Below are 20307 nucleotides of genomic sequence, written 5' to 3'. Positions count from 1 at the left end.
ACCACTATACCATGCACAGATTAAATTTCGTTGAAAAAATCTCATGAAAAGAAATTTTATTTTTCATTTATTTTGGCAATCCCAGTGGATCCGAACCCGCCTTCCCCTCTTTCGGATTCTGCTAACTGTTCCGTAACACTTACGGTGACAGACATGACGGGTGCGATAATCATTTGGGCGATTCGCATCCCTTTTTCAACTTTGAATGGCGTCTTTCCAAAGTTGATTAAAATGACTTTAATTTCTCCTCTGTACCCCTCATCAATCGTACCCGGGCTGTTTAAAACGGTGACCCTGTGTTTTAAAGCGAGCCCGCTTCTCGGCCTGACCTGCGCCTCTGTTCTGCGCGGCAGCTCGATGGCAATGCCGGTACGGATCAGTTCCGCTTCCCCCGGTGCAATGTTTTTTTCTTCGATGGAATATAAATCCAACCCTGCATCTCCAGGATTGGCCCTTTGCGGCAGTTGTGCATCAGGATGCAATAATTTTACCTTTAAAACATCATCCATTGAAATCGCTCCTCGTATAGTTCTTCCATGATTATATCAAACTAAAACAGGTTTTTACTTTTTTCCGGGGAATCCGGAAATTTTTTACCAGAAGGGGGACTATTCTTGGTTAAAATGACGAAAAAGATGCCAAAAATTCCGGCAGAGCCTGAAATGACAATCGCATCCGACCAAAAAGAATTTCAGCCGGGCGAGTCAGTGGACGAACATGCCAATTTGGAAGCTACAAACGAAACTTTGAACCAGGAAGAAATCAGACAGCAGACGGAAAATTTATAATGCTTTTTTTAAAAAACAGAGCCCCCGGCATGCCGGAAGCTCTGTTTTTTGATTATAATGCTGCTTTTGCTTTGTTTGCCAGTTCGGCAAATGCTTGTGCATCGTTCACAGCGAGGTCGGCAAGCATTTTGCGGTTCACTTCAATGCCTGCCTGTTTCAAACCGTGCATCAAACGGCTGTAGGAAAGGCCATTGATTCTTGCCGCAGCGTTAATACGGGTAATCCACAGTTTGCGGAAATCGCGTTTTTTCTGGCGACGGTCGCGATACGCATACATGTAGGATTTCATCACTTGCTGATTGGCAACTTTAAATAATGTATGTTTTGAACCATAATAACCTTTGGCTAATTTCAGAACTTTTTTGCGTCGTCTGCGGGTAACTGTACCGCCTTTTACACGTGGCATAATCTTTTCCTCCTAATTGAAAGCTTTGTTTTCTTACAGATTGTCGAGCATTTGGCGGATGCGTTTCATGTCGCTTTCGGATACAAGCGTTGATTTACGCAGCTGGCGTTTTTGTTTTGTCACTTTATTTGCGAACAAATGGCTTCTGTAAGCGTGGGAACGTTTCAGGCTGCCGGAGCCGGTTTTCTTAAAACGCTTGGCAGAGCCGCGGTGTGTTTTCATTTTTGGCATGATTAGTCCTCCTTAAGTTGACGTTACTTCTTCTCTGTTTTTGGTGCGAGCACTAAGAACATGCTCCGTCCGTCCATTTTCGGTTTGGATTCGACCGTGGCGACTTCGGCACATGCTTCTGCAAACCGGTCGAGGACGCGCTGCCCGATATCTTTATGGGTAATGGCGCGGCCTTTAAAACGGATCGAGGCTTTTACCTTATCGCCTTTTTCCAAAAACTTAATGGCATTGCGGAGTTTTGTATTAAAGTCATGTTCTTCGATGGTCGGGCTCAAACGAACCTCTTTTACGTTAATGATTTTTTGCTTTTTCCGTGCTTCCCTGTCTTTTTTCTGCATCTCGAAACGGTATTTTCCGTAGTCCATGATGCGGGCAACAGGCGGTTTTGCGTTTGGCGCAACAAGTACAAGGTCAAGGTTGGCACGTGCCGCAATCTCCAATGCTTCGTTCCGGGATTTAACTCCCATCTGTTCGCCGTTTTGGCCGATTAAACGGACTTCGCGGGCACGAATGCCTTCGTTCACCATCATGTCTTTGCTAATAATGAGCCACCTCCAAGATAATTTCAAACAAACGTGTGAATATTTCGCTTGCGAAAAAGCCCTGAACGTACTGCACACGAAAAAAAGCGCAGGGAACACACCCGCGCTTATGATCACGATCATTGATAGATACCTGACAACTGCACCATTGCGTCAACAGGTGAGAAGCGGGCTGCTCCTTCTTTTCACAAACTTATATTCAATTTCACTCAATTATTGTATCACTTTACCGTATCCATGTCAATTTGCAAGAATCCCGGAAAATCTGTTTAACTTTTTTTGGCTCAACATGCGTTATTTTATCAAAACGGCAGAGAAATCGCAAGTGTTTTTTTGGTCTCCTCTCTGAAGTGCTTAATGAAAATGCTTGTCTTTGTTGAAACAAAAGCTTCTAAAAATAAAGCTTTTACATCAAGCCTGAGCATCTATTTACATGCTTTTTTCGGTAGGCAAGAGAGCGGCATTTTATATAAAATGAACGGAAATTGGATCAAATGTAAATCAATTTTTCATTTTCCCCTCCTAACCATGCCACCGGTTTCAATCCATTTTTCTGAATGATGGTTGTACCTTCCATTTATCTCCTTTTTTATCTACTTAATTTCACATACGTATGGTCAATCTCCACAACTTTTGGCAGTTTTCTCATTCTTCCGCTTCCCATATAAAACAGTGCCAGGACAAACAACCCTATTCCAAAAAAGCTCATGGTAAGCTGGACAGAAGTGATCTTGGCCATCACGCCGCCGATCAATGATCCTGCCGGCATCGCAAGCGATAGCAAACTCACGTTGATGGTATTGACCCGCCCTAACATTTGTTCATCAGGCAATTGCTGAAATATGGCAGAAAACAAAACATTGATGGCACCAATAGATAACTCGGAAATAAACATAAGCGTATAAACATACCATATCGAAACATTGCTCAATAAAATCATGAAAAGCCAGGACAACCCGGAGAGCAAAAAGCCTGCAGCCAATATTTTGCCAAACGGAAATATCCGGCTGATTTTATCCGCGCCTGCCGCTCCCGCCAAAGCCCCTAAACCCAAAGCCGCTGTCATGATGCCGTAGGATGAAGCGCCTTCGCCCGCAGTATTGGCGAAAGAAGGCAATACGACCATTACAATTGCGAAAAAAAAGTTTAAAAACAGCAAGGGGATTAATAATTGCAAGATGAAAGGCTGTTTGACAAACGATAGGCCTTCTTTAAAATCCCGTTTGTACGCCTGCCATTCTTCCCGTACGCTCCCGGTTTGCTTGCTTCTTTTTACCTGTACTTTTAAAAACAAAAACAGAATGGATGAGAGTATAAAAAGAAGCGAATTCATCCCGAGCACCATCGACATCGAGAAAGCGGCGAGGATAAACCCGGCAATCCCATTAAAGAAAAAATCCGAACCCTTATATGCAATGGACATGAGTGAATTGGCCTTGACGAGATCTTTCTTTTCCACGGCTTTCGGCAATAATACGCTTTCTAACGGGTAAGTCAGTTCCGATAAAAACGAAAGAACCGGGATGGAAAGCAACAGCAGCCAGACATTCATGATTCCATACTTGCTTAAAACAACAAGAAGAAGCAGTAAGCCGGCTTGTAAAACGCTTGCTGTAACCAGCAATTTTTTTGCATTTATTTTGTCAAGAACCGGGCCGTAAAATAAGCTCAGCACCTCTGTCAGCGAAAATAAGAATCCGGCAAATCCGGTATAGACCGTCGAGTTCCCCCCTAATTTTAAAACCATCCACATCATGGCAATATAATAAACACTATCCCCAATATTGGTGAACAGCCTGCCAAAAAACAACGCATTAAAATGACGATTCCGAAATAAGTGCATTGGGCTCCGTCCCCTTCCCCTGTGCCAACCCATTTTTTCCTCTATTATATAATAAAAAGCACCCTGCAAACCTTTTTGTGGTCCTTTAGGGTGCGTGATTTCTTGTCTGTTTTACCGTTTTATTTCTTCTTTTATCTTGCTGAGGAATGTGTCCACCGGCACCGTTTCCGTTTGTTTCTCGCCGTATTTGCGAACATTGACCGCATTGTCTGTGGCTTCCTGGTCGCCGACAACGAGCGCGTACGGGATTTTTTGCACTTGGGCTTCACGGATCCGGTAGCCCAATTTTTCATCGCGGGCATCAAGTTCAGCGCGGACCCCTTCCGCCTTGAGCGCTTCTTGGACTTTCCGCGCATAGTCATAATGGGCATCCGGTGATACCGGGATCACTTGTACTTGAATCGGCGCAAGCCATGTCGGAAACGCCCCTTTGTATTCCTCGATTAAATAAGCGACAAACCGTTCCATTGTCGAGACAACGCCGCGATGGATGACAACCGGGCGGTGCGGCTTACCGTCTTCCCCGACATACGTCAGGTCAAACCGTTCCGGGAGCAGGAAGTCAAGCTGCACGGTTGACAATGTTTCGTCTTTGCCAAGCGCCGTGCGGACCTGGACGTCGAGCTTCGGGCCGTAAAATGCGGCTTCGCCTTCCGCTTCGTAATAGTCAAAACCAAAATCATCCATCGTTTCTTTCAGCATCGCCTGTGCCTTGTTCCACATTTCATCATCATCATAATACTTGTCCGTATTTTCCGGGTCACGGTACGACAGGCGGAACGAGTAGTCGGTAATGTTGAAATCTTTATATACCTCAAGAATCAGTTCGACCACGCGCTTGAATTCTTCTTTAATCTGGTCCGGACGCACGAAAATATGGGCATCATTCAATGTCATGCCGCGCACCCGTTGCAGGCCGGAGAGCGCACCTGACATTTCATAACGGTGCATGAGCCCGAGTTCGGCAATCCGGATCGGCAATTCGCGGTAGCTGTGGATCGTATTTTTATACACCATCATATGGTGCGGGCAGTTCATCGGACGCAACACGAGTTCTTCATTGTCCATTTTCATGACCGGGAACATATCTTCCTGGTAATGGTCCCAGTGGCCGCTCGTTTTATACAGGTCCACGCTGCCAAGCACCGGCGTATAGACGTGGTCATAGCCGAGTTTGACTTCCTTGTCGACAATATACCGTTCAATGGTGCGGCGGATCGTTGCGCCTTTTGGCAGCCAGAGCGGCAGGCCTTGTCCGACTTTTTGCGAGTTCGTGAAAAGTTCAAGTTCTTTCCCGATTTTCCTGTGGTCGCGTTCTTTTGCTTCTTCCAGGAATTTCAAATGGGCTTCGAGATCTTCTTTCTTGAAGAAGGCCGTCCCGTATATGCGCTGCATCATTTTGTTGTTGCTGTCGCCGCGCCAGTATGCACCGGCAATGTTTAATAACTTGAATTCCTTAATTTTTCCGGTTGATGGCACATGGACGCCGCGGCACAGGTCAACAAATTCGCCCTGTTCATAAACCGTGACCGTTTCGTCCGGAATCGCATCAATCAGTTCAAGCTTGTATTCATCATGTGCAAATATTTTTCTGGCTTCGTCACGGGATACGACTTTGCGGACAATTTCAAGATTTTCCGCAACAATTTTTTTCATTTCCTTTTCAATTTTCGGCAAGTCTTCCGGCGTGAGTGACACTTCAAGATCCATGTCGTAGTAAAATCCGTTTTCAATTGCAGGGCCGACACCAAACTTGACATTGCCGTACAGGCGGCGGACAGCCTGTGCCATCAAATGTGCCGTGCTGTGGCGCAAGATTCCGAGCGCATCTTCATGCTCAGGGGTGACGATTTCAATTGCGCCGTCTTCTTCAATCGGTGTGCGCAAATCGAGCAGTTTGCCGTTCAGTTTGCCGGCGAGCGCCTTTTTCCTGAGGCCCGGGCTGATCGATTGGGCAATCTCTTCCGTTGTTGTTCCAAATGGAAATTCCTTTAAAGCACCATCTGGAAAAGTGATTTTTACGATCTCTGCCATATGTCCCACTCCTTTAAAAATTAAGCTGTCACGCGGGCGGCCTGCACGAGGCTGCTTTTTGCAGGCATCCGTACGAGCACGTCCGCACGAAAACACAGCCAAAAAATAAAAAACCCGCCCCCGGCAAGGGACGAGTTTTGTACACGCGGTTCCACCCTCATTTCCGCACGTCTTTACGCGCGGCTTGAGTATGATAACGGAAATATCCGTCAGCCGCTACTGATTTTGTTCACGACTGAAGTTCGGAGGCGGTAAGCATCCTGTCCGTGCCGGAAAGCTTGCAGCCTGAGGCTTTCCTCTCTGAAAGGCGGTAACAGAATCCTGTTGTCCTCGTCATCACATTGACTTTTTCATTTCCAATTGATTATGTAAGTAATTATAGAAGTTTGCAATGAAAAAATCAAGGGATGGCGATTGATTTTGTTGCCGTGCTGCATTTGCCCCCGGTTCAAGCCCCCTTTTTATTCACTGGCGGCGAATTGATCGTGCATAAAATGCATCCGGCTTTTCACGGCCACCCGTTCTTCAAAAATATTGCATATCGTACGAATCAAAGCCTGGTCCGGCGTATCCGTATAAATTTCAATCCGGCTGGGCGCAATCGATAAAAGCGGTGCAATTGTGACTGAGTCAATATAGACAGGGTGGTTGGACAGAAGCCTGCGGTCAATCAATCCGTTCAGTTCTTCCCTCGTCATTTCCCGGAATTGGCCGTTGTAAAATTTCACCTGTTCCCCGAGGCAAAGCTTTATTTTTTCCCTTTTTGGTTCTTTTTGCTTTAAGTAATCCCTAAGGCTTTGCACAAAAATCTGGTATTCCTGTTCCATTTTGTATTCGTCAATCGCAATGCCGATGTATCGGTCAAGACAGTCAAAATAGCCTTTTAAGCGGAACGTCAGCACGGAAGCGAGCGGCAATGTGCACGATTCGCCAACCAGCGGTGCGACCGCTCCTTCAATAGCGGCGCGTTCGTCGATCTCACCCGCCAGATCCGTCAGCTCCGGCCGCTCTCCTTTCAGCATGCCGTCTACGATTTCGAGTATCCGGTTTTGCTCTTCTTCCGCCTGAAAAAAATAGGCTTGTTTCAGTTGGTTACAAATCCACTCGTTTCTTTTTTTCTTCATGATGAAATTTGCAACGGCTGCCTGCAGTTCCTGTTTATTGCCGGCCGCTTCCACAACATAATGTATTTTCCCATGCAGCACTGCTTCCCGGATTTTCACAGTGCGCCGTTTTTCCTTTGCAAAATATGCTTTTATCCATAATGCATCATCCTTGTCCCTGATCAGGAATTCCAATCCAAGCCCCCCCTGTACGGTAAAACATTCTCGTTTGCTTTACCTTATGTATATGAAGCGGCATCAGCAAATAGAAGACGGGAAAGCGTTACGAAATGAAAAAGGCGGGCCCCCTCATGCAAGGGTCAGGCCCGCTGGTTCGGCCCCTCCATCCGGACAGGGGCGCTTAAATATTTGATGCGCTCGAGAATGCGCGCTGCTTTCAATTCTTCCTTTTCCCCGCGCTGGGTATAAGTGAAATGGTACTCTAAATCCTCATAGCTGAAATTGGATGTAAAAAAAGTGGGAAGGTCTTCCTGCATCCTGTATTGGAGAATCGGGCCGAGCACTTCATCCCGCGTCCAGCTCGAGTTCGTTTCCGCACCGATATCATCCAACATCAATACGGGCACTTGCTTCACCGTATCCAGCTTTTCCCCGGTGGAGTGGTCGCCGATCGAGTCCTTCATTTCGCGGAAAAACTCAGGCACATACACGATTAAAGAAGAGACCTGTTTCCGGTCCGCCAGCTCGTTCGCAATTGCACCAAGCAAATACGATTTGCCGACGCCGAAATTGCCGTATAAATATAGTCCCTTCATTTTTTTGCCCGGCTCGTATTCACGGACAAAGCGATGCGCAAAATCGTATGCATCAAGACGCCCCATTTGTTCAAGGAAAAAATCACCAAAGGACGCCTCCAATATTTTTTTCGGCATGTGCATGCTTTGGATCAGCCTGCGCGTTTTATTGCGCTCATCCTCCAATATTTTCTTCTGGCACCTTTTATAGTGGATCTCAATATTGCCATGTTCAATAACGAGTTCCGGCACATACCCTTTCATCATATTCACGCATTCGCCAAGGCTTTTGCACCGGCTGCAATTTTTTTCCTGTGAAATGAATTCGTACAGTTTCATCCAGCTTTTTTCAATCATCGATTTTGTGACTTCACCGTGGTGTGCATCCAAAAAAGCGCGGATGTCGGGATGCGTGATGATTTCCTGCTTCATTTCTTCATAACGCTTGCGGAAACTAGGATTGGATGAAAGCCTTTTGAGTGTCTCATTTATGTTTTCCACCGCCTTCACCCTTTCTTGTATTGTTCACGTATTTTTTCAAGCCTTTTTCTTTTTTCTTCCATTGACTCGCCATCGGCTTGGACCGCGGTCGCAGTGGTTTTTTGGTCTTCTTTTTTAAACCAGTCCGGCAGCTTTTCAACCCGGACCGGCTTTCTCCGTCCGGTGCCGTTCTTCTCTTTATTGTTCAGCCATTGTTTGTACTGGCGGTCTTCTTTTTTGGCAAACGCCATCGCTTCCTTGGCGGTTTTCAGTTTTTTGCGCGCCCAATGGGAAGCCACTTTTTCTAAATAATTTTTCGACAGCTTCATATCGGTTTTAAATAAAACATATTGGATTAGTACATTTACAACCCCAAGGGGAAGCTGCTGGGCAAACATGACTTCTTCAATGGCGGCAAGATCTGCTTTCGCCGGTTCGCTGCCGCCCGAAAAATCGATCAGCATTTGTCTCGGAGAAGTCGTTTCCAGGTAGCGGAGGAATTTCTCCTCATCGTTTTCCGGCTCTTTTTGTTCTTTCGCATCCGCTTCTGGCTGGAAGCGGTCAACAAGGCGTGGCAGTTCGTCATGATGTTCAATCTGGTACCAGCTGCGCGCGATTTTCCGCAAATCCTCCACCCGGATTTCCAAGTCTGCCGTCAATGCCTGGAGCAAAATTTTCTTTATGTCCAGTTCATTTAAACCGTATAAAAATGAAAGCTTCACAATCGCTTCTCTGACTTCCGGCGTAATGGCACGCAGCGGAATCAGTTCATCACGTAAGTTTGCATATAAAAGGTCAAAATTAAAATGGGTGTTTTCGATTTTTATGACCGGGGCGGCGGTTTTTTCGATATAGCGGCGGTTTTCTTCCAGTCGGCTGATTTGCTGCGCTTCCGCCTCATTCAGCACTTCGGGGCCGATTTTTGCGGCATACACATCCTGGAATGAGCGGGTGATGTCCCGGTACTCACCCGGTTCTACGGCGCGGTCGGAGAAGAAGTGTTTCAACCGCTGGAAATGTGTTCTGCCGAGCTGCCGGTACAGGAAAACATTTAACAAACCGTCGTTGAAAAACTGTTCCGGGGACAGGGGCGGCTGCAGTTCGTATATAAACATGCGGATGTCGTCCGTTTGTTTCATATATGTTTTCAAAAGCCCAATGCCTTCAAGCTTCAGCCGGGCTTCGTAAATTTCAGACAAATTCATGGATAAAAAGCTCATCAGATGGTAATGGTTCCAGTCTTCGGACCAGAGCCGGCCGACTTCCACTTCATTCCATAATGTCATATACAGGCTGTAACATTGCGGCCCGATTAACGGCTGGTACAGGAGCGAAATGACCTTTTGATCGTAGTCCTGAAGCAGGCCGTTTGACGATGCACGATAACGGTCAGCTGGCTGTATTTCATTCCAAATCGGTTTCATAAAAGGCACTCCGTTTAAGCATTCTTGTTGAGCAATTCTTTCAGTTCATCGAGAAAAACATTCAAGTCTTTAAATTGGCGGTAAACGGAAGCAAAGCGGACATAGGCCACTTCATCCACTTTCGACAGCCTGTCCATCACCATTTCCCCGATCAGGGTGGAACTGACTTCTGTATATCCTTGCCTGCGGATTTCTTTTTCGATCTCCATGGAGATTTTTTCAAGCTGGTCCAGCGACACAGGCCGTTTTTCACACGCTTTAATCAGCCCGCGCAAAATTTTCTCACGGTTAAATTCTTCGCGGTTGCCGTCTTTTTTCACGACAATGAGCGGGGTTTCTTCCACTTTTTCAAACGTGGTGAAGCGGTACGAGCAGTCTTCGCATTCACGCCTTCTGCGGATGGAACGGCCTTCGTCCACCGGCCTTGAATCGATCACACGCGTATTGTTGCTATGGCAAGACGGACATTTCATATGAACCCCCCGTTCTGATACATTCTTACTACCATCATATATAAAAGAAGGCGAATAGACAACAGAAAGGTTTATCCTATTCCCGAAAGAAATTTATACATGCAGAACATATTGGATGTATCTTCTGTTTGTATATCCGGAAAAGTCCTCACTTTTCATCTATCCATCAATAGAATAGAAAGGTTTACACTTCTATTTCGTCAGCGTCCCGCACAAGTCATCCTCCGGCGCGGCTCTGAAAACTGGTAACGAAAACGGAGCAGGCTGGTGCTGCTCCGTTCGGCTTAGGCAATATTGATTTTCCCGGTTTCTTCCATTTTTTCCGCGACGAGCTGTGCCAGTTGTACGACGCGGCAAGAATAGCCCCATTCATTATCGTACCAGGCCAGCACCTTGACTTTGCTTCCATCCATGACCATCGTGGATAAGCCGTCGACAATGGCCGAGTACGGATTTGTCGTATAATCCGAAGAAACGAGCGGCACTTCTGTATAGTCCAAAATGCCTTGCAGCGAGCCTTTCGCCGCCGCCTTAAATGCATCATTCACTTCTTCCGCCGTCACTTCTTTTTTCAAATCGACGACAAGGTCCACTAGCGATACATCCGGGGTCGGAACGCGCAGCGCCATGCCGTGCAGTTTCCCTTTCAGTTGCGGGAGGACAAGGCCTAACGCTTTTGCCGCCCCGGTTGTCGTCGGAATGATCGATTTGCCACAGGCCCGGGCACGCCTTAAATCTTTATGCGGATTGTCAATATTGTTCTGGTCATTCGTATAAGAATGGACCGTTGTCATCAGACCGTTTACAATCCCGAATTGTTCATCAAGCACTTTCGCGACCGGTGCCAGGCAGTTTGTGGTGCAGGAAGCGTTCGAGATAATATGATGCCGCTCGATATCTAAAACGTTTTCATTTACCCCTAAAACAATCGTGACATCTTCATTCTTCCCGGGCGCTGTCAACAGTACTTTTTTCGCGCCTGCCTGAAGATGGAGCGCGGCTTTTTCCTTTGCATTGAATTTTCCGGTTGCTTCAATTACCACATCAATATCCATTTTTCCCCACGGCAGTTGGGCCGGATTGCGTTCCGCCAAAAGCCGGATGCGTTTGCCGTTCACAATGAGTGCTTCCTCTTCTTCCACTTCCACTTCTCCGGGAAATACGCCGTGGATGGAGTCATATTTAATCAAATGTGCCAGTGTTTCCGCCGGATAGCAGGCATTCACCGCCACAATATTTAAAGCGTTATCCATCATGGCTTTTCTGAAAACCATTCTGCCGATGCGGCCGAAACCATTAATCGCAATTTTTGTTTCCACAGTGCAGACAACTCCTTCGAATAATAAATGACATACTTTTAATCCATTATCCATCAATTAGTATATCATATTTTAAAAGTTATGTAGCGTTATTCCCCTATTTTTGCATAAAAAAAACCATGATGTACCCATCATGGAACGAGCTGCCAATCTGACACGATTTTTTCAAGCTGCTGTTTTGTTTCCTCCAGGCTGCCATTGTTGTCGAGCACCGCATCCGCCAGTGCCTTTTTTTCGCTCAGCGGCATTTGCGCCCGGATCCGCATCTGCGCTTCTTTTTCTGAAAGGCCGTTTCGGGCCATTAATCTCTTTAACTGCGTCTCTTCATCCACGTAAACGAGGATGGTGCGTTCAACCATATAGGTAAGCCGGCTTTCAAAAAGAAGCGGGATATCCAGAAAGACAGTTTTTTTCCCATTTTCAATTGCCCGGTCCTTTTCCCGCGTCATCCAGGCCCGGACTGCAGGATGAACAATGCTGTTTAGTTTCATCCGGAGTGCTTCATCCGCAAAAATGAGTGCCCCGAGTTTTTTCCGGTCAAGCGTGAGATCTTGCAGCAAAATCCCTTCACCGAACGCTTCAATGATTTGTTCATACGCAAGTTCGCCGGGTTCGACCACTTTTCTTGCGGCAATATCCGCATCGACAATCGTAAACCCTTTTGTTTTCAGCATATTGGACACCGTGCTTTTGCCGCTTGCAATCCCGCCTGTTAAGCCGATAATCTTTGCCATATTCCCACCTGCCTTGTTAAAACTTGCATATACCGATCAAAATGAGGAGAACACCTGGTATAAAGGAAATTTTCCGGATCCATTGCAGCCGGGAAAACAGCATGCCGAGCCGGATGCCGGAAGAGACAAGCAAAAAGCTCATGCCGGCAACAAGGAAACTGAGCAGAAACGGGGAGTAGCCCATGATGCCCGCACCGATCCCGGCACCGAATGCATCGAGCGAGAGCGCAATCCCAAGCATGACCGCTTCGATTCCCGTAATGGCCCCGGAACGGTCAAAATCCGCGCTCGTCGGTTTTTTCAAAATATGGATGACGACGCCCAATGAGCGGATTTCAAAGTTGAGCACGACCTTTTCCCCGGGTTCTTCTTTTTCGTCGTTTGACCGGAAAAACTGGACCATCACCCATGCCCCGATCAAAATTAAAATCACGCCGCCAATCCGGTTTGCCGTTTCCGGGCGAATCCAATGGAGTAGGCTCTTCCCGAACAGCACGGAAAGAAATAAAGACGCCCCCGAACAAACGGCGATGATGAGGAGGGACTTAAGCGGAATCTTCATCTTCCGCAGCCCGTATGTAAAACCTGTGCTGAAATTATCCATGCTGACCGCCAATGCCAATAGCAAAATCGAAAGCCGGAAACCCACGGCCATCGCCCCTTCCGTTTTGCATCGCTGCTATTAGTGTATGGAGGGGGCATGGCCAATGTTCAACCTGTTATCTGCGTTTCTTTTGGCAATTCGGGCAGTAATGGGTGCCGCGGCCTGCTGTAACCATCTTTTCAATCGGGGTGCCGCATTTCCGGCACGGCTCCCCTTTCCGGCCGTAAACATACAGCTCGAGCTGGAACATGCCCATCTGTCCTTGCGAATTTACATAGGAACGGACCGTGCTGCCGCCTTTTTCAACGGCTTCCTGCAACGTTTGAATGATCTCGCTGTGTAAAAGATGCACGTCTTTTTTTGTCAGTGACTTTGCTTTTCGCTCCGGATAGATGTGAGCACGGAACAAGGATTCGTCCACATAAATGTTCCCGAGCCCGGAAATGACCGTCTGATCGAGCAAACAGGTTTTGATATTGCGTTCCGTTTTCTTTAGTTGGCCGTATAAATATTTTTCCGTAAACGTATCGGATAGCGGCTCAGGGCCGAGTTTTGAAAGCGGGAGAGAGGACAATTCCTCCCCCTTTAAAAACAAATGCATCGTCCCGAATTTGCGGACGTCTTTATACCTTAGTTCCTTTCCGGATTGAAAATGAAAAATCATATGCGTATGCTTTTCAACCGGTTCATTTTGGTCATAAACCCGGTACCGTCCTTCCATGCGCAAATGGGAGACAAGCGCGTAATGGTCCGTGTAAAAAATGAGAAATTTGCCGCGCCGCCCGAGCGAACGGATCGTTTCACCGGCCAGAGCATCGGCAAACGCCTCTGTGTGAAGCGGCTTTTTGACCATTTTTGGAAAAAGCACCGTTACGCTTTCAATCGTTTCGCCGGCAACGAGCTGTGCCAGCGTTCTTCGTATCGTTTCCACTTCCGGTAGTTCCGGCATGCTTGATTCCTCTTTCCTTTCTTTGTTGCCTGCAGCTATTTTGCATCAAACCAGGTCGGCCCGTATGCGGAATCCACTTTCAGGGGAGCGGCAAGATCTACGGCATGCTCCATCACTTCCGGCACAATTTCTTTCAGCACTTCAATCTCTTCTTCCGGCGCTTCGAAAATCAGCTCGTCATGGACCTGCAGCAGCAGCCGCGCCCGCAGTTTTTCTTTTTTCAGCCTTTTTGCCATATCGATCATCGCTTTTTTAATAATATCAGCTGCGCTTCCCTGGATCGGTGTATTCATGGCCGTCCTTTCAGCAAAGCTGCGCAAGTTGAAATTCCGGCTTGTAATTTCCGGCAAGTAACGCCGCCGCTTTAAAAGGGTGGAGACATAGCCTTTTTGCTTGGCTTCCCTGACAATTTCATCCATATATTCCTTGACGCGCGGGTAGGACGCAAAATACCGTTTGATAAATTCGCCGGCTTCCTTGCGGGAAATGCCGAGATTTTGCGAAAGCCCGTAGTCGCTGATGCCATATACGATCCCGAAGTTGACCGCTTTGGCCTGGCGCCGCATCTCAGACGTTACTTCTTCCGCTTTCACATGGAAAACTTCCATCGCTGTTTTCGTATGGATATCCATGCCTTCGCGGAACGCTTCAATCAGCTTTTCATCGCCGGAAATATGGGCGAGCACCCGCAATTCCACCTGCGAGTAATCCGATGAAAAAATAAGCCAGCCTTCTTCCGACGGGACAAACGCCTGACGAATTTTCCGGCCTTCTTCCATGCGAATCGGGATATTTTGCAAATTCGGATCCGTCGAGCTGAGGCGGCCGGTCTGCGTCAATGCTTGGTTAAAACGCGTATGGACTTTGCCATCCTTGTGGACCACTTTTAAGAGCCCCTCAATATAGGTGGACTGCAGTTTCCCAAGCTGCCGGTAATGAAGGATTTCCCTGACGATTTCGTGGGCAGGCTCCAGTTTTTCCAGCACATCGGCAGACGTGGAGTATCCCGTTTTTGTTTTTTTAATGACAGGCAGCCCCATTTTTTCAAAAAGAATGACGCCAAGCTGTTTCGGCGAATTGATATTGAATTCAGTGCCGGCCATGCTGTAAATCCGCTGCTCAATTTCATGAAGCCGGAGTTTAAATTCTGCGCCCATTTCTTTTAACCGGTCGGTATCGACTTTCACGCCGGTGTATTCCATATCCGCCAGAATAAGGGAAAGCGGGAGCTCGAGTTGTTCAAACAGTTCAAGCTGGCCGTTGTCCTTGAGCGTTTTTGTGCAAGGTTCGCAAAGGGCATCAATCGCTTCCGCTTTCCGGGAAATATGCTCGGCGTACCGTTTTTCCTCGGGCAGCTTCCGTTTCGCGCCTTTTCCGTAGACAGCCTCATCCGTTTCCACGTTCCGATAATCATGCGTTTTTGCCACCGAGGCAAAATCTTCGACCGTATCGGAAGGATTCAAAAGATAGGAAACGAGCAGCAAGTCAAAGTCAGTCCCATGCAGTTCTATGCCGTACCGCCTCAAAGCGACAATCGAACGCTTTGCATCGTAGACGTGCTTGATTTTGCTTTCATCTTCCACCCATTTTTTGAACGCTTCGGAGGCAAGTGCGTCTTCCGCCCGGAGGAAAAAGAGCCCTTTTTCGTTTTTTAAACCAAACCCGATGATCTCGCCAGTATGGTAATTTTCATCGAGAATCTCCACATAAAAAGAAGAGACATCCGCAAACAAGTTGTCCGTAATGTCTTCGGCAATGGAAAAAGAAATGGCTTCCAGTGCCGGTTTTTCTTCCGTCATGGTGCTCCCGCCCATTTTTTCAAGCATCGATTTAAAACCCAATTCCTGATACAAGTGTCGTAATTTTTCCGGGTCGGCGTGCCTGTATGCCGCCTGTTCAATGGAAATCGAAAGCGGAATGTCGCGGTGGATAGTGGCGAGTTCTTTGCTCATCAACGCCTGGTCTTTGTGTGCCTCCAATTTTTCCTGCAGTTTTTTTCCGGATACTTCCCTGATATGGCCAAGCAGCTCTTCAACCGTCGGGAACTGTTTTAACAGCTTAATGGCTGTTTTTTCCCCGATGCCCGGCACGCCAGGAATGTTATCGGATGAATCGCCCATCAGCCCTTTCATGTCGATGATCTGATGCGGCGTTAACCCGTATTTTTCCTCGACATGCGCCGGCGTGTAGGCTTCCATATCGGTGATCCCTTTACGCGTAATCATTACCGTTGTTTTCGGCGAAACAAGCTGCGTCATATCTTTGTCGCCGGAAATGACTTTCACAATAAACCCTTCTTCTTCCGCTTTTTTCGACAGGGTGCCGATGATGTCATCCGCTTCGTAATTTTCCAGTTCGTACCGTTCAATCCCGTGGGCATCGAGCAGTTCCCGAATCAGCGGGAACTGTTCGGACAGTTCCGGCGGGGTTTTTTGGCGCGTTCCTTTATATTCGCTGTATGTTTCGTGGCGGAAGGTCGTTTTGCCGGCATCAAACGCCACCAAAATATGCGTCGGCTTTTCCTCTTCCAATATTTTAGAAAGCATCATCGTAAAGCCGTAAACCGCATTCGTATGTATGCCTTTGTCATTGTTCAAAAGCGGCAAAGCAAAAAACGCCCTATAGGCAATGCTGTTTCCATCAATTAAAATCAATTTTTTCAAAACCAAAACCTCCCGGAAAAATGGAGAATATCCGTTCATATTCCTTTCCCCATTTTACCATGATTCGGCGCAAAGGAAAAATCGCGGCGCTTTTAAAAAAATAAATGAAATATTGCCGCTAAAAAAGGCGCGATCATCACCTTTTCCAGCAATTTTTAGAGGATCAGACGCGAAAAAAAGCCCCAAACCCTTCATGCGGATTTGGAGCAGGATTTTCTGTTTATGCGAGGGCATCCATGACTTTCCGGACGGAGGCGGCGGATTTGTCAAGCGCTGCTTTTTCTTCCGGTGTCAGATCGAGTTCGATGATTTTTTCAAGGCCGTTGCCGCCCAAAATGACCGGAATGCCGAGATAAATGCCGTTGTAGCCGTATTCGCCTTCGAGATAAGCAACGGCAGGCAGGATGCGGCGCTGATCTTTGGCAATGGCTTCCACCATTTCCGTTAATGCTGCTGCGGGCGCATAATAAGCACTGCCGTTACCAAGCAGGTTCACGATTTCCCCGCCGCCTTTTCTTGTCCGTTCCACAATTTTATCGAGGCGCTCTTTGGGAAGTAATGTTTCGAGCGGAATGCCGCCTGCGTAAGCGTAACGGACGAGCGGCACCATCTCATCGCCATGGCCGCCGAGCACAAAACCGGTAACGTCTTTGACGGAGACGTCCAGTTCCTCTGCGACGAAAGCGCGGAATCTTGCCGTGTCGAGCACACCCGACTGGCCGATTACGCGGTTTTTCGGAAAACCGGATGTTTGATAAACCGTGTAGGTCATTGCATCAACCGGGTTCGTCAGTACTATCAGCACGGCGTTTGGCGAGTATTTCACAATTTCCTTTGTCACGTTTTCCATGATCTTTTGGTTTGTCTGCACAAGGTCGTCCCGGCTCATCCCCGGTTTGCGCGCAACGCCCGCCGTGATGACGACAACATCGGAATCCTTTGTGTCTGCATAATCGGACGTGCCGGTGATCTTTGCATCAAACCCCTGTACCGGGGATGCTTCAAACATGTCCAAGGCTTTCCCTTTTACCGGGTTTTCCATTTGCGGGATGTCAACGAGCACCACATCCCCCAGTTCTTTTTGGGCAATCAGAAACGCCGTTGTCGCCCCTGTAAAACCGCCGCCAATGACCGATATTTTTTTCCTTTTCAGCATGACGAGCCCCCTTTGTTTAAATGTCAGCCGGCTGTAAAAAGGCAGCCGGCTTGCCGTAAATCATTTGTCCGTTATTTCCCCATGTTTTTAATCAGTTCATCGCCAAATTCAGAGCATTTGACTTCTCTTGCGCCATCCATCAGGCGGGCAAAGTCGTATGTGACCACTTTGGATGCGATCGTTTTTTCCATCGAACCGATAATCAATTTTGCCGCTTCATTCCAGCCCAAATGTTCAAGCATCAAAACACCCGACAAAATAACGGATGAAGGGTTCACTTTATCCAAGCCGGCATATTTCGGTGCCGTTCCGTGCGTCGCTTCGAAAATGGCATGGCCGGTTTCGTAGTTGATGTTCGCGCCAGGGGCAATCCCGATGCCGCCGACTTGTGCAGCGAGCGCATCCGAAATATAGTCGCCGTTTAAGTTCATTGTTGCGACGACGTCAAATTCGCGCGGGCGGGTCAAAATTTGCTGCAGGAAGATATCGGCAATCGCATCTTTGATGATGATCTTGCCGTTTGCTTCCGCTTCTTTCTGCGCCTGGTTAGCAGCATCCGCGCCTTTTTCTTCTTTAATGCGGTCGTATTCGGACCATGTGAAGACTTTATCGCCGAATTCCCTTTCCGCCAGTTCGTAACCCCAGTTTTTAAACGCGCCTTCCGTAAATTTCATGATATTGCCTTTATGTACCAGCGTAACGGATTTGCGCCCTTCTTTGATCGCATAGTTAATCGCAGCGCGCACCAGCCGTTCCGTTCCTTCTTTCGATACCGGTTTGATGCCGATACCGGAAGTTTCCGGGAAGCGGATTTTTTTCACACCCATTTCATCTTGCAAAAACGAAATGACTTTTTTCACTTCCGGTGAACCTTCTTGATATTCAATGCCGGCATAAATGTCTTCCGTATTTTCGCGGAAAATGACCATATCGGTATCCTGCGGGCGTTTAACCGGGGAAGGGACACCATCAAAATAACGGACAGGGCGCAGGCAGACGAATAAGTCGAGTTCCTGGCGCAGCGCAACATTCAGCGAACGGATCCCGCCGCCGACCGGAGTGGTTAATGGCCCTTTAATGGCAATGAAATATTCGCGGATCGTGTCAAGCGTTTCCTGCGGCAGCCATTCCCCTGTTTTATTAAACGCTTTTTCGCCTGCATAGACTTCTTTCCAGACAATTTTCTTTTCGCCTTTATAGGCCTTCTCAACAGCCGCATCCAATACGCGCTGTGCAGCCGCCCAAATATCAGGGCCGGTGCCGTCCCCTTCGATAAATGGAATAATCGGGTGATTCGGTGTGTTTAATACGCCGTTTTCTACGGTGATCTTTTCTCCTTGTGCCATTTCAAAATCTCCTCCAGTCCCAATATCAGTTTATACTTGTGGTGTACACGGAATGAACCGGCCCCGCGCATGGTCCTGAGCCGGTCCTTCCCCACCAGATGCACGCTTACCCATCCTCAAAAGTCTTCCAGGAACGGGCAGGCGTTTTAAGAAAATAACGGATACATTCAGCCGGGATGGTTCCCCGCCAAGGTCCCGTTACCGGTCTTCAAGCGGAACGTACTGGCGCATGCCCGGGCCAATATATTCCGCGCGTGGGCGGATAATCCGGTTGTTGGCGTATTGTTCCAAAATATGGGCGATCCATCCGGAAATGCGGCTGACGGCAAAAATCGGCGTGAACAGGTCATGGTCAATGCCGAGGCAATGATAGACAGATGCAGAATAAAAGTCTACATTGGCAGGAATGCCTTTTTCGCTCGTGACAATTTGCTCAATTTTTACCGACATATCATAATATTTACGCTGCCCGGTCAGCTCTGTCAATTTTTCCGACATTTTTTTCAGGTGTTTTGCGCGCGGATCGCCTTTTCTGTAAACGCGGTGGCCAAAACCCATAATTTTTTCTTTGTTTATGAATTTTTCATGCAGGTAATCTTCCACTTTATCGACCGAACCGATTTCCGTGAGCATTTTCATGACCTGCTCATTTGCGCCGCCGTGGAGCGGGCCTTTTAATGCGCCGATTGCAGCGGTAACGCCGGAATAGATGTCGGAAAGCGTCGCAACACAAACGCGTGCAGTAAAAGTGGATGCGTTCAGTTCATGGTCCGCATGCAGTACAAGCGCTTTGTTAAAGGCTTCCACTTCAATCGGTTCCGGTTCCTTTTCTTTTAACATGTACAGGAAGTTTGCGGCAAAACCGAGATCTCTGCGCGGTGCGACAGGTTCTAGGCCTTTCCTGACCCTTGCGAAAGCGGCAACAATTGCCGGTATTTTTGCCTGCAGCCGGATGGCTTTGCGCAAGTTTGCTTCCCGGTCCATTACATCTGCTTCATCATCGTAAAGCGCGAGTGCGGAAACAGCGGTACGGAGCGCGGCCATCGGGTGCACTTTCCCGATCGGATAAGTTTTAAAGCTGTCCAAAATTTCTTTCGGCAAATCCATATGATCCGCCAGTTCCTGCTTAAATGTTTCCAGCTCGGATTTTGTCGGCAGTTTTAAATGCCACAGCAGGTAGACGACTTCTTCAAAGCTGGCTTTTTCTGCTAAATCATCAATGCCGTAGCCGACATATGTAAGCGTGTCATCGATGATCGAGCTGATTGAAGTTTCACTTGCAACGACCCCTTCCAGACCTCTTGTTGCTGTCATGCTTATCTCTCCTTCTCCTTAAGGTTGTTTCCCCCATCTCAAACGTAGATAAGTTGATTTCGGGGTATATATTTTTCTGCGGAATAAATAACGGTTGCCGGCCGGCAATATGCAAGCGATCACATACTCTATTATAATATAAT

General features: G+C 47.6%; 19 protein-coding genes and 2 other annotated features. Of the genes, 1 reads left to right on the top strand and 18 read right to left on the bottom strand.

The window, feature by feature from the left end; all coding sequences use genetic code 11:
- Nucleotides 1–56 precede the first annotated feature (56 nt).
- Nucleotides 57–509: a dUTP diphosphatase gene (gene dut, locus ABR335_RS06670; RefSeq protein ID WP_035188387.1), complete on the bottom strand. Its 453-nt coding sequence runs from the start codon at nucleotides 507–509 to the stop codon at nucleotides 57–59.
- Nucleotides 510–614: 105 nt separating this feature from the next.
- Here dut and ABR335_RS06665 point away from each other — a divergent pair, with 105 nt between their 5' ends.
- Complete coding sequence (locus ABR335_RS06665) at nucleotides 615–788, top strand: hypothetical protein (protein WP_168986088.1); 174 nt, start codon at nucleotides 615–617, stop codon at nucleotides 786–788.
- A gap of 52 nt (nucleotides 789–840) precedes the next feature.
- Here the strand turns inward: ABR335_RS06665 and rplT are convergent, their stop codons facing one another.
- From rplT to citZ, 17 genes are all read right to left on the bottom strand, one after another.
- Nucleotides 841–1194 (bottom strand): 50S ribosomal protein L20, encoded by a 354-nt coding sequence (gene rplT, locus ABR335_RS06660; RefSeq protein ID WP_013859897.1) that lies wholly within the window; start codon nucleotides 1192–1194, stop codon nucleotides 841–843.
- A 33-nt stretch (nucleotides 1195–1227) separates the two neighbouring features.
- Nucleotides 1228–1425, bottom strand: a complete 198-nt coding sequence (gene rpmI, locus ABR335_RS06655; RefSeq protein WP_014097776.1) for a 50S ribosomal protein L35 — start codon at nucleotides 1423–1425, stop codon at nucleotides 1228–1230.
- A gap of 23 nt (nucleotides 1426–1448) precedes the next feature.
- Nucleotides 1449–1970: a translation initiation factor IF-3 gene (gene infC, locus ABR335_RS06650; RefSeq protein WP_071646874.1), complete on the bottom strand. Its 522-nt coding sequence runs from the start codon at nucleotides 1968–1970 to the stop codon at nucleotides 1449–1451.
- A 71-nt stretch (nucleotides 1971–2041) separates the two neighbouring features.
- Nucleotides 2042–2157 (bottom strand) — a sequence feature (ribosomal protein L20 leader region).
- 399 nt (nucleotides 2158–2556) lie between these two features.
- Entirely contained in the window at nucleotides 2557–3810 is a 1254-nt protein-coding gene (locus tag ABR335_RS06645) for an MFS transporter (RefSeq protein ID WP_035184397.1), read from the bottom strand.
- Between the two features lie 111 nt (nucleotides 3811–3921).
- The gene (gene thrS, locus ABR335_RS06640; RefSeq protein WP_046721129.1) at nucleotides 3922–5844 is read right to left on the bottom strand and encodes a threonine--tRNA ligase; all 1923 of its coding nucleotides are present in this window, start codon (nucleotides 5842–5844) and stop codon (nucleotides 3922–3924) included.
- 123 nt (nucleotides 5845–5967) lie between these two features.
- Nucleotides 5968–6190: a binding site (T-box leader), on the bottom strand.
- 115 nt (nucleotides 6191–6305) lie between these two features.
- The gene (locus ABR335_RS06635) at nucleotides 6306–7142 is read right to left on the bottom strand and encodes a putative sporulation protein YtxC (RefSeq protein WP_035188393.1); all 837 of its coding nucleotides are present in this window, start codon (nucleotides 7140–7142) and stop codon (nucleotides 6306–6308) included.
- Between the two features lie 125 nt (nucleotides 7143–7267).
- Nucleotides 7268–8212, bottom strand: a complete 945-nt coding sequence (gene dnaI / locus ABR335_RS06630) for a primosomal protein DnaI (RefSeq protein WP_026683631.1) — start codon at nucleotides 8210–8212, stop codon at nucleotides 7268–7270.
- The gene (locus ABR335_RS06625) at nucleotides 8209–9606 is read right to left on the bottom strand and encodes a replication initiation and membrane attachment family protein (RefSeq protein WP_251459687.1); all 1398 of its coding nucleotides are present in this window, start codon (nucleotides 9604–9606) and stop codon (nucleotides 8209–8211) included. The genes dnaI and ABR335_RS06625 overlap by 4 nt, the downstream gene beginning before the upstream one ends.
- Before the next feature lie 14 nt (nucleotides 9607–9620).
- A complete protein-coding gene (gene nrdR, locus ABR335_RS06620) occupies nucleotides 9621–10079 on the bottom strand; it encodes a transcriptional regulator NrdR (RefSeq protein WP_013859905.1) in 459 nt (152 codons plus the stop codon).
- Between the two features lie 284 nt (nucleotides 10080–10363).
- Nucleotides 10364–11398, bottom strand: coding sequence for a glyceraldehyde-3-phosphate dehydrogenase (locus ABR335_RS06615; RefSeq protein WP_350346673.1), 1035 nt, complete (start codon nucleotides 11396–11398; stop codon nucleotides 10364–10366).
- Between the two features lie 131 nt (nucleotides 11399–11529).
- Nucleotides 11530–12132, bottom strand: a complete 603-nt coding sequence (gene coaE / locus ABR335_RS06610; RefSeq protein ID WP_017551261.1) for a dephospho-CoA kinase — start codon at nucleotides 12130–12132, stop codon at nucleotides 11530–11532.
- 16 nt (nucleotides 12133–12148) lie between these two features.
- Nucleotides 12149–12787, bottom strand: a complete 639-nt coding sequence (gene ytaF / locus ABR335_RS06605; protein ID WP_014097756.1) for a sporulation membrane protein YtaF — start codon at nucleotides 12785–12787, stop codon at nucleotides 12149–12151.
- Nucleotides 12788–12851: 64 nt separating this feature from the next.
- On the bottom strand, nucleotides 12852–13685 hold the full coding sequence (gene mutM, locus ABR335_RS06600) for a DNA-formamidopyrimidine glycosylase (RefSeq protein WP_350346672.1): 834 nt from the start codon (nucleotides 13683–13685) through the stop codon (nucleotides 12852–12854).
- Nucleotides 13686–13720: 35 nt separating this feature from the next.
- On the bottom strand, nucleotides 13721–16387 hold the full coding sequence (gene polA, locus ABR335_RS06595) for a DNA polymerase I (protein ID WP_350346671.1): 2667 nt from the start codon (nucleotides 16385–16387) through the stop codon (nucleotides 13721–13723).
- Nucleotides 16388–16568: 181 nt separating this feature from the next.
- Nucleotides 16569–17504 carry a malate dehydrogenase gene (mdh, locus tag ABR335_RS06590; protein WP_014097753.1) on the bottom strand — a complete coding sequence of 312 codons (936 nt, stop codon included), beginning with the start codon at nucleotides 17502–17504 and terminating at the stop codon, nucleotides 16569–16571.
- Between the two features lie 71 nt (nucleotides 17505–17575).
- Nucleotides 17576–18850, bottom strand: a complete 1275-nt coding sequence (gene icd / locus ABR335_RS06585) for an NADP-dependent isocitrate dehydrogenase (RefSeq protein WP_014097752.1) — start codon at nucleotides 18848–18850, stop codon at nucleotides 17576–17578.
- Between the two features lie 198 nt (nucleotides 18851–19048).
- A complete protein-coding gene (citZ, locus tag ABR335_RS06580) occupies nucleotides 19049–20164 on the bottom strand; it encodes a citrate synthase (protein WP_017551265.1) in 1116 nt (371 codons plus the stop codon).
- Nucleotides 20165–20307 lie beyond the last annotated feature (143 nt).

Source organism: Heyndrickxia faecalis (genome assembly GCF_040267745.1).
Classification (GTDB): Bacteria; Bacillota; Bacilli; order Bacillales; family Bacillaceae_C; genus Weizmannia; species Weizmannia faecalis.
This window is presented reverse-complemented; position numbering and strand designations above follow the sequence as displayed.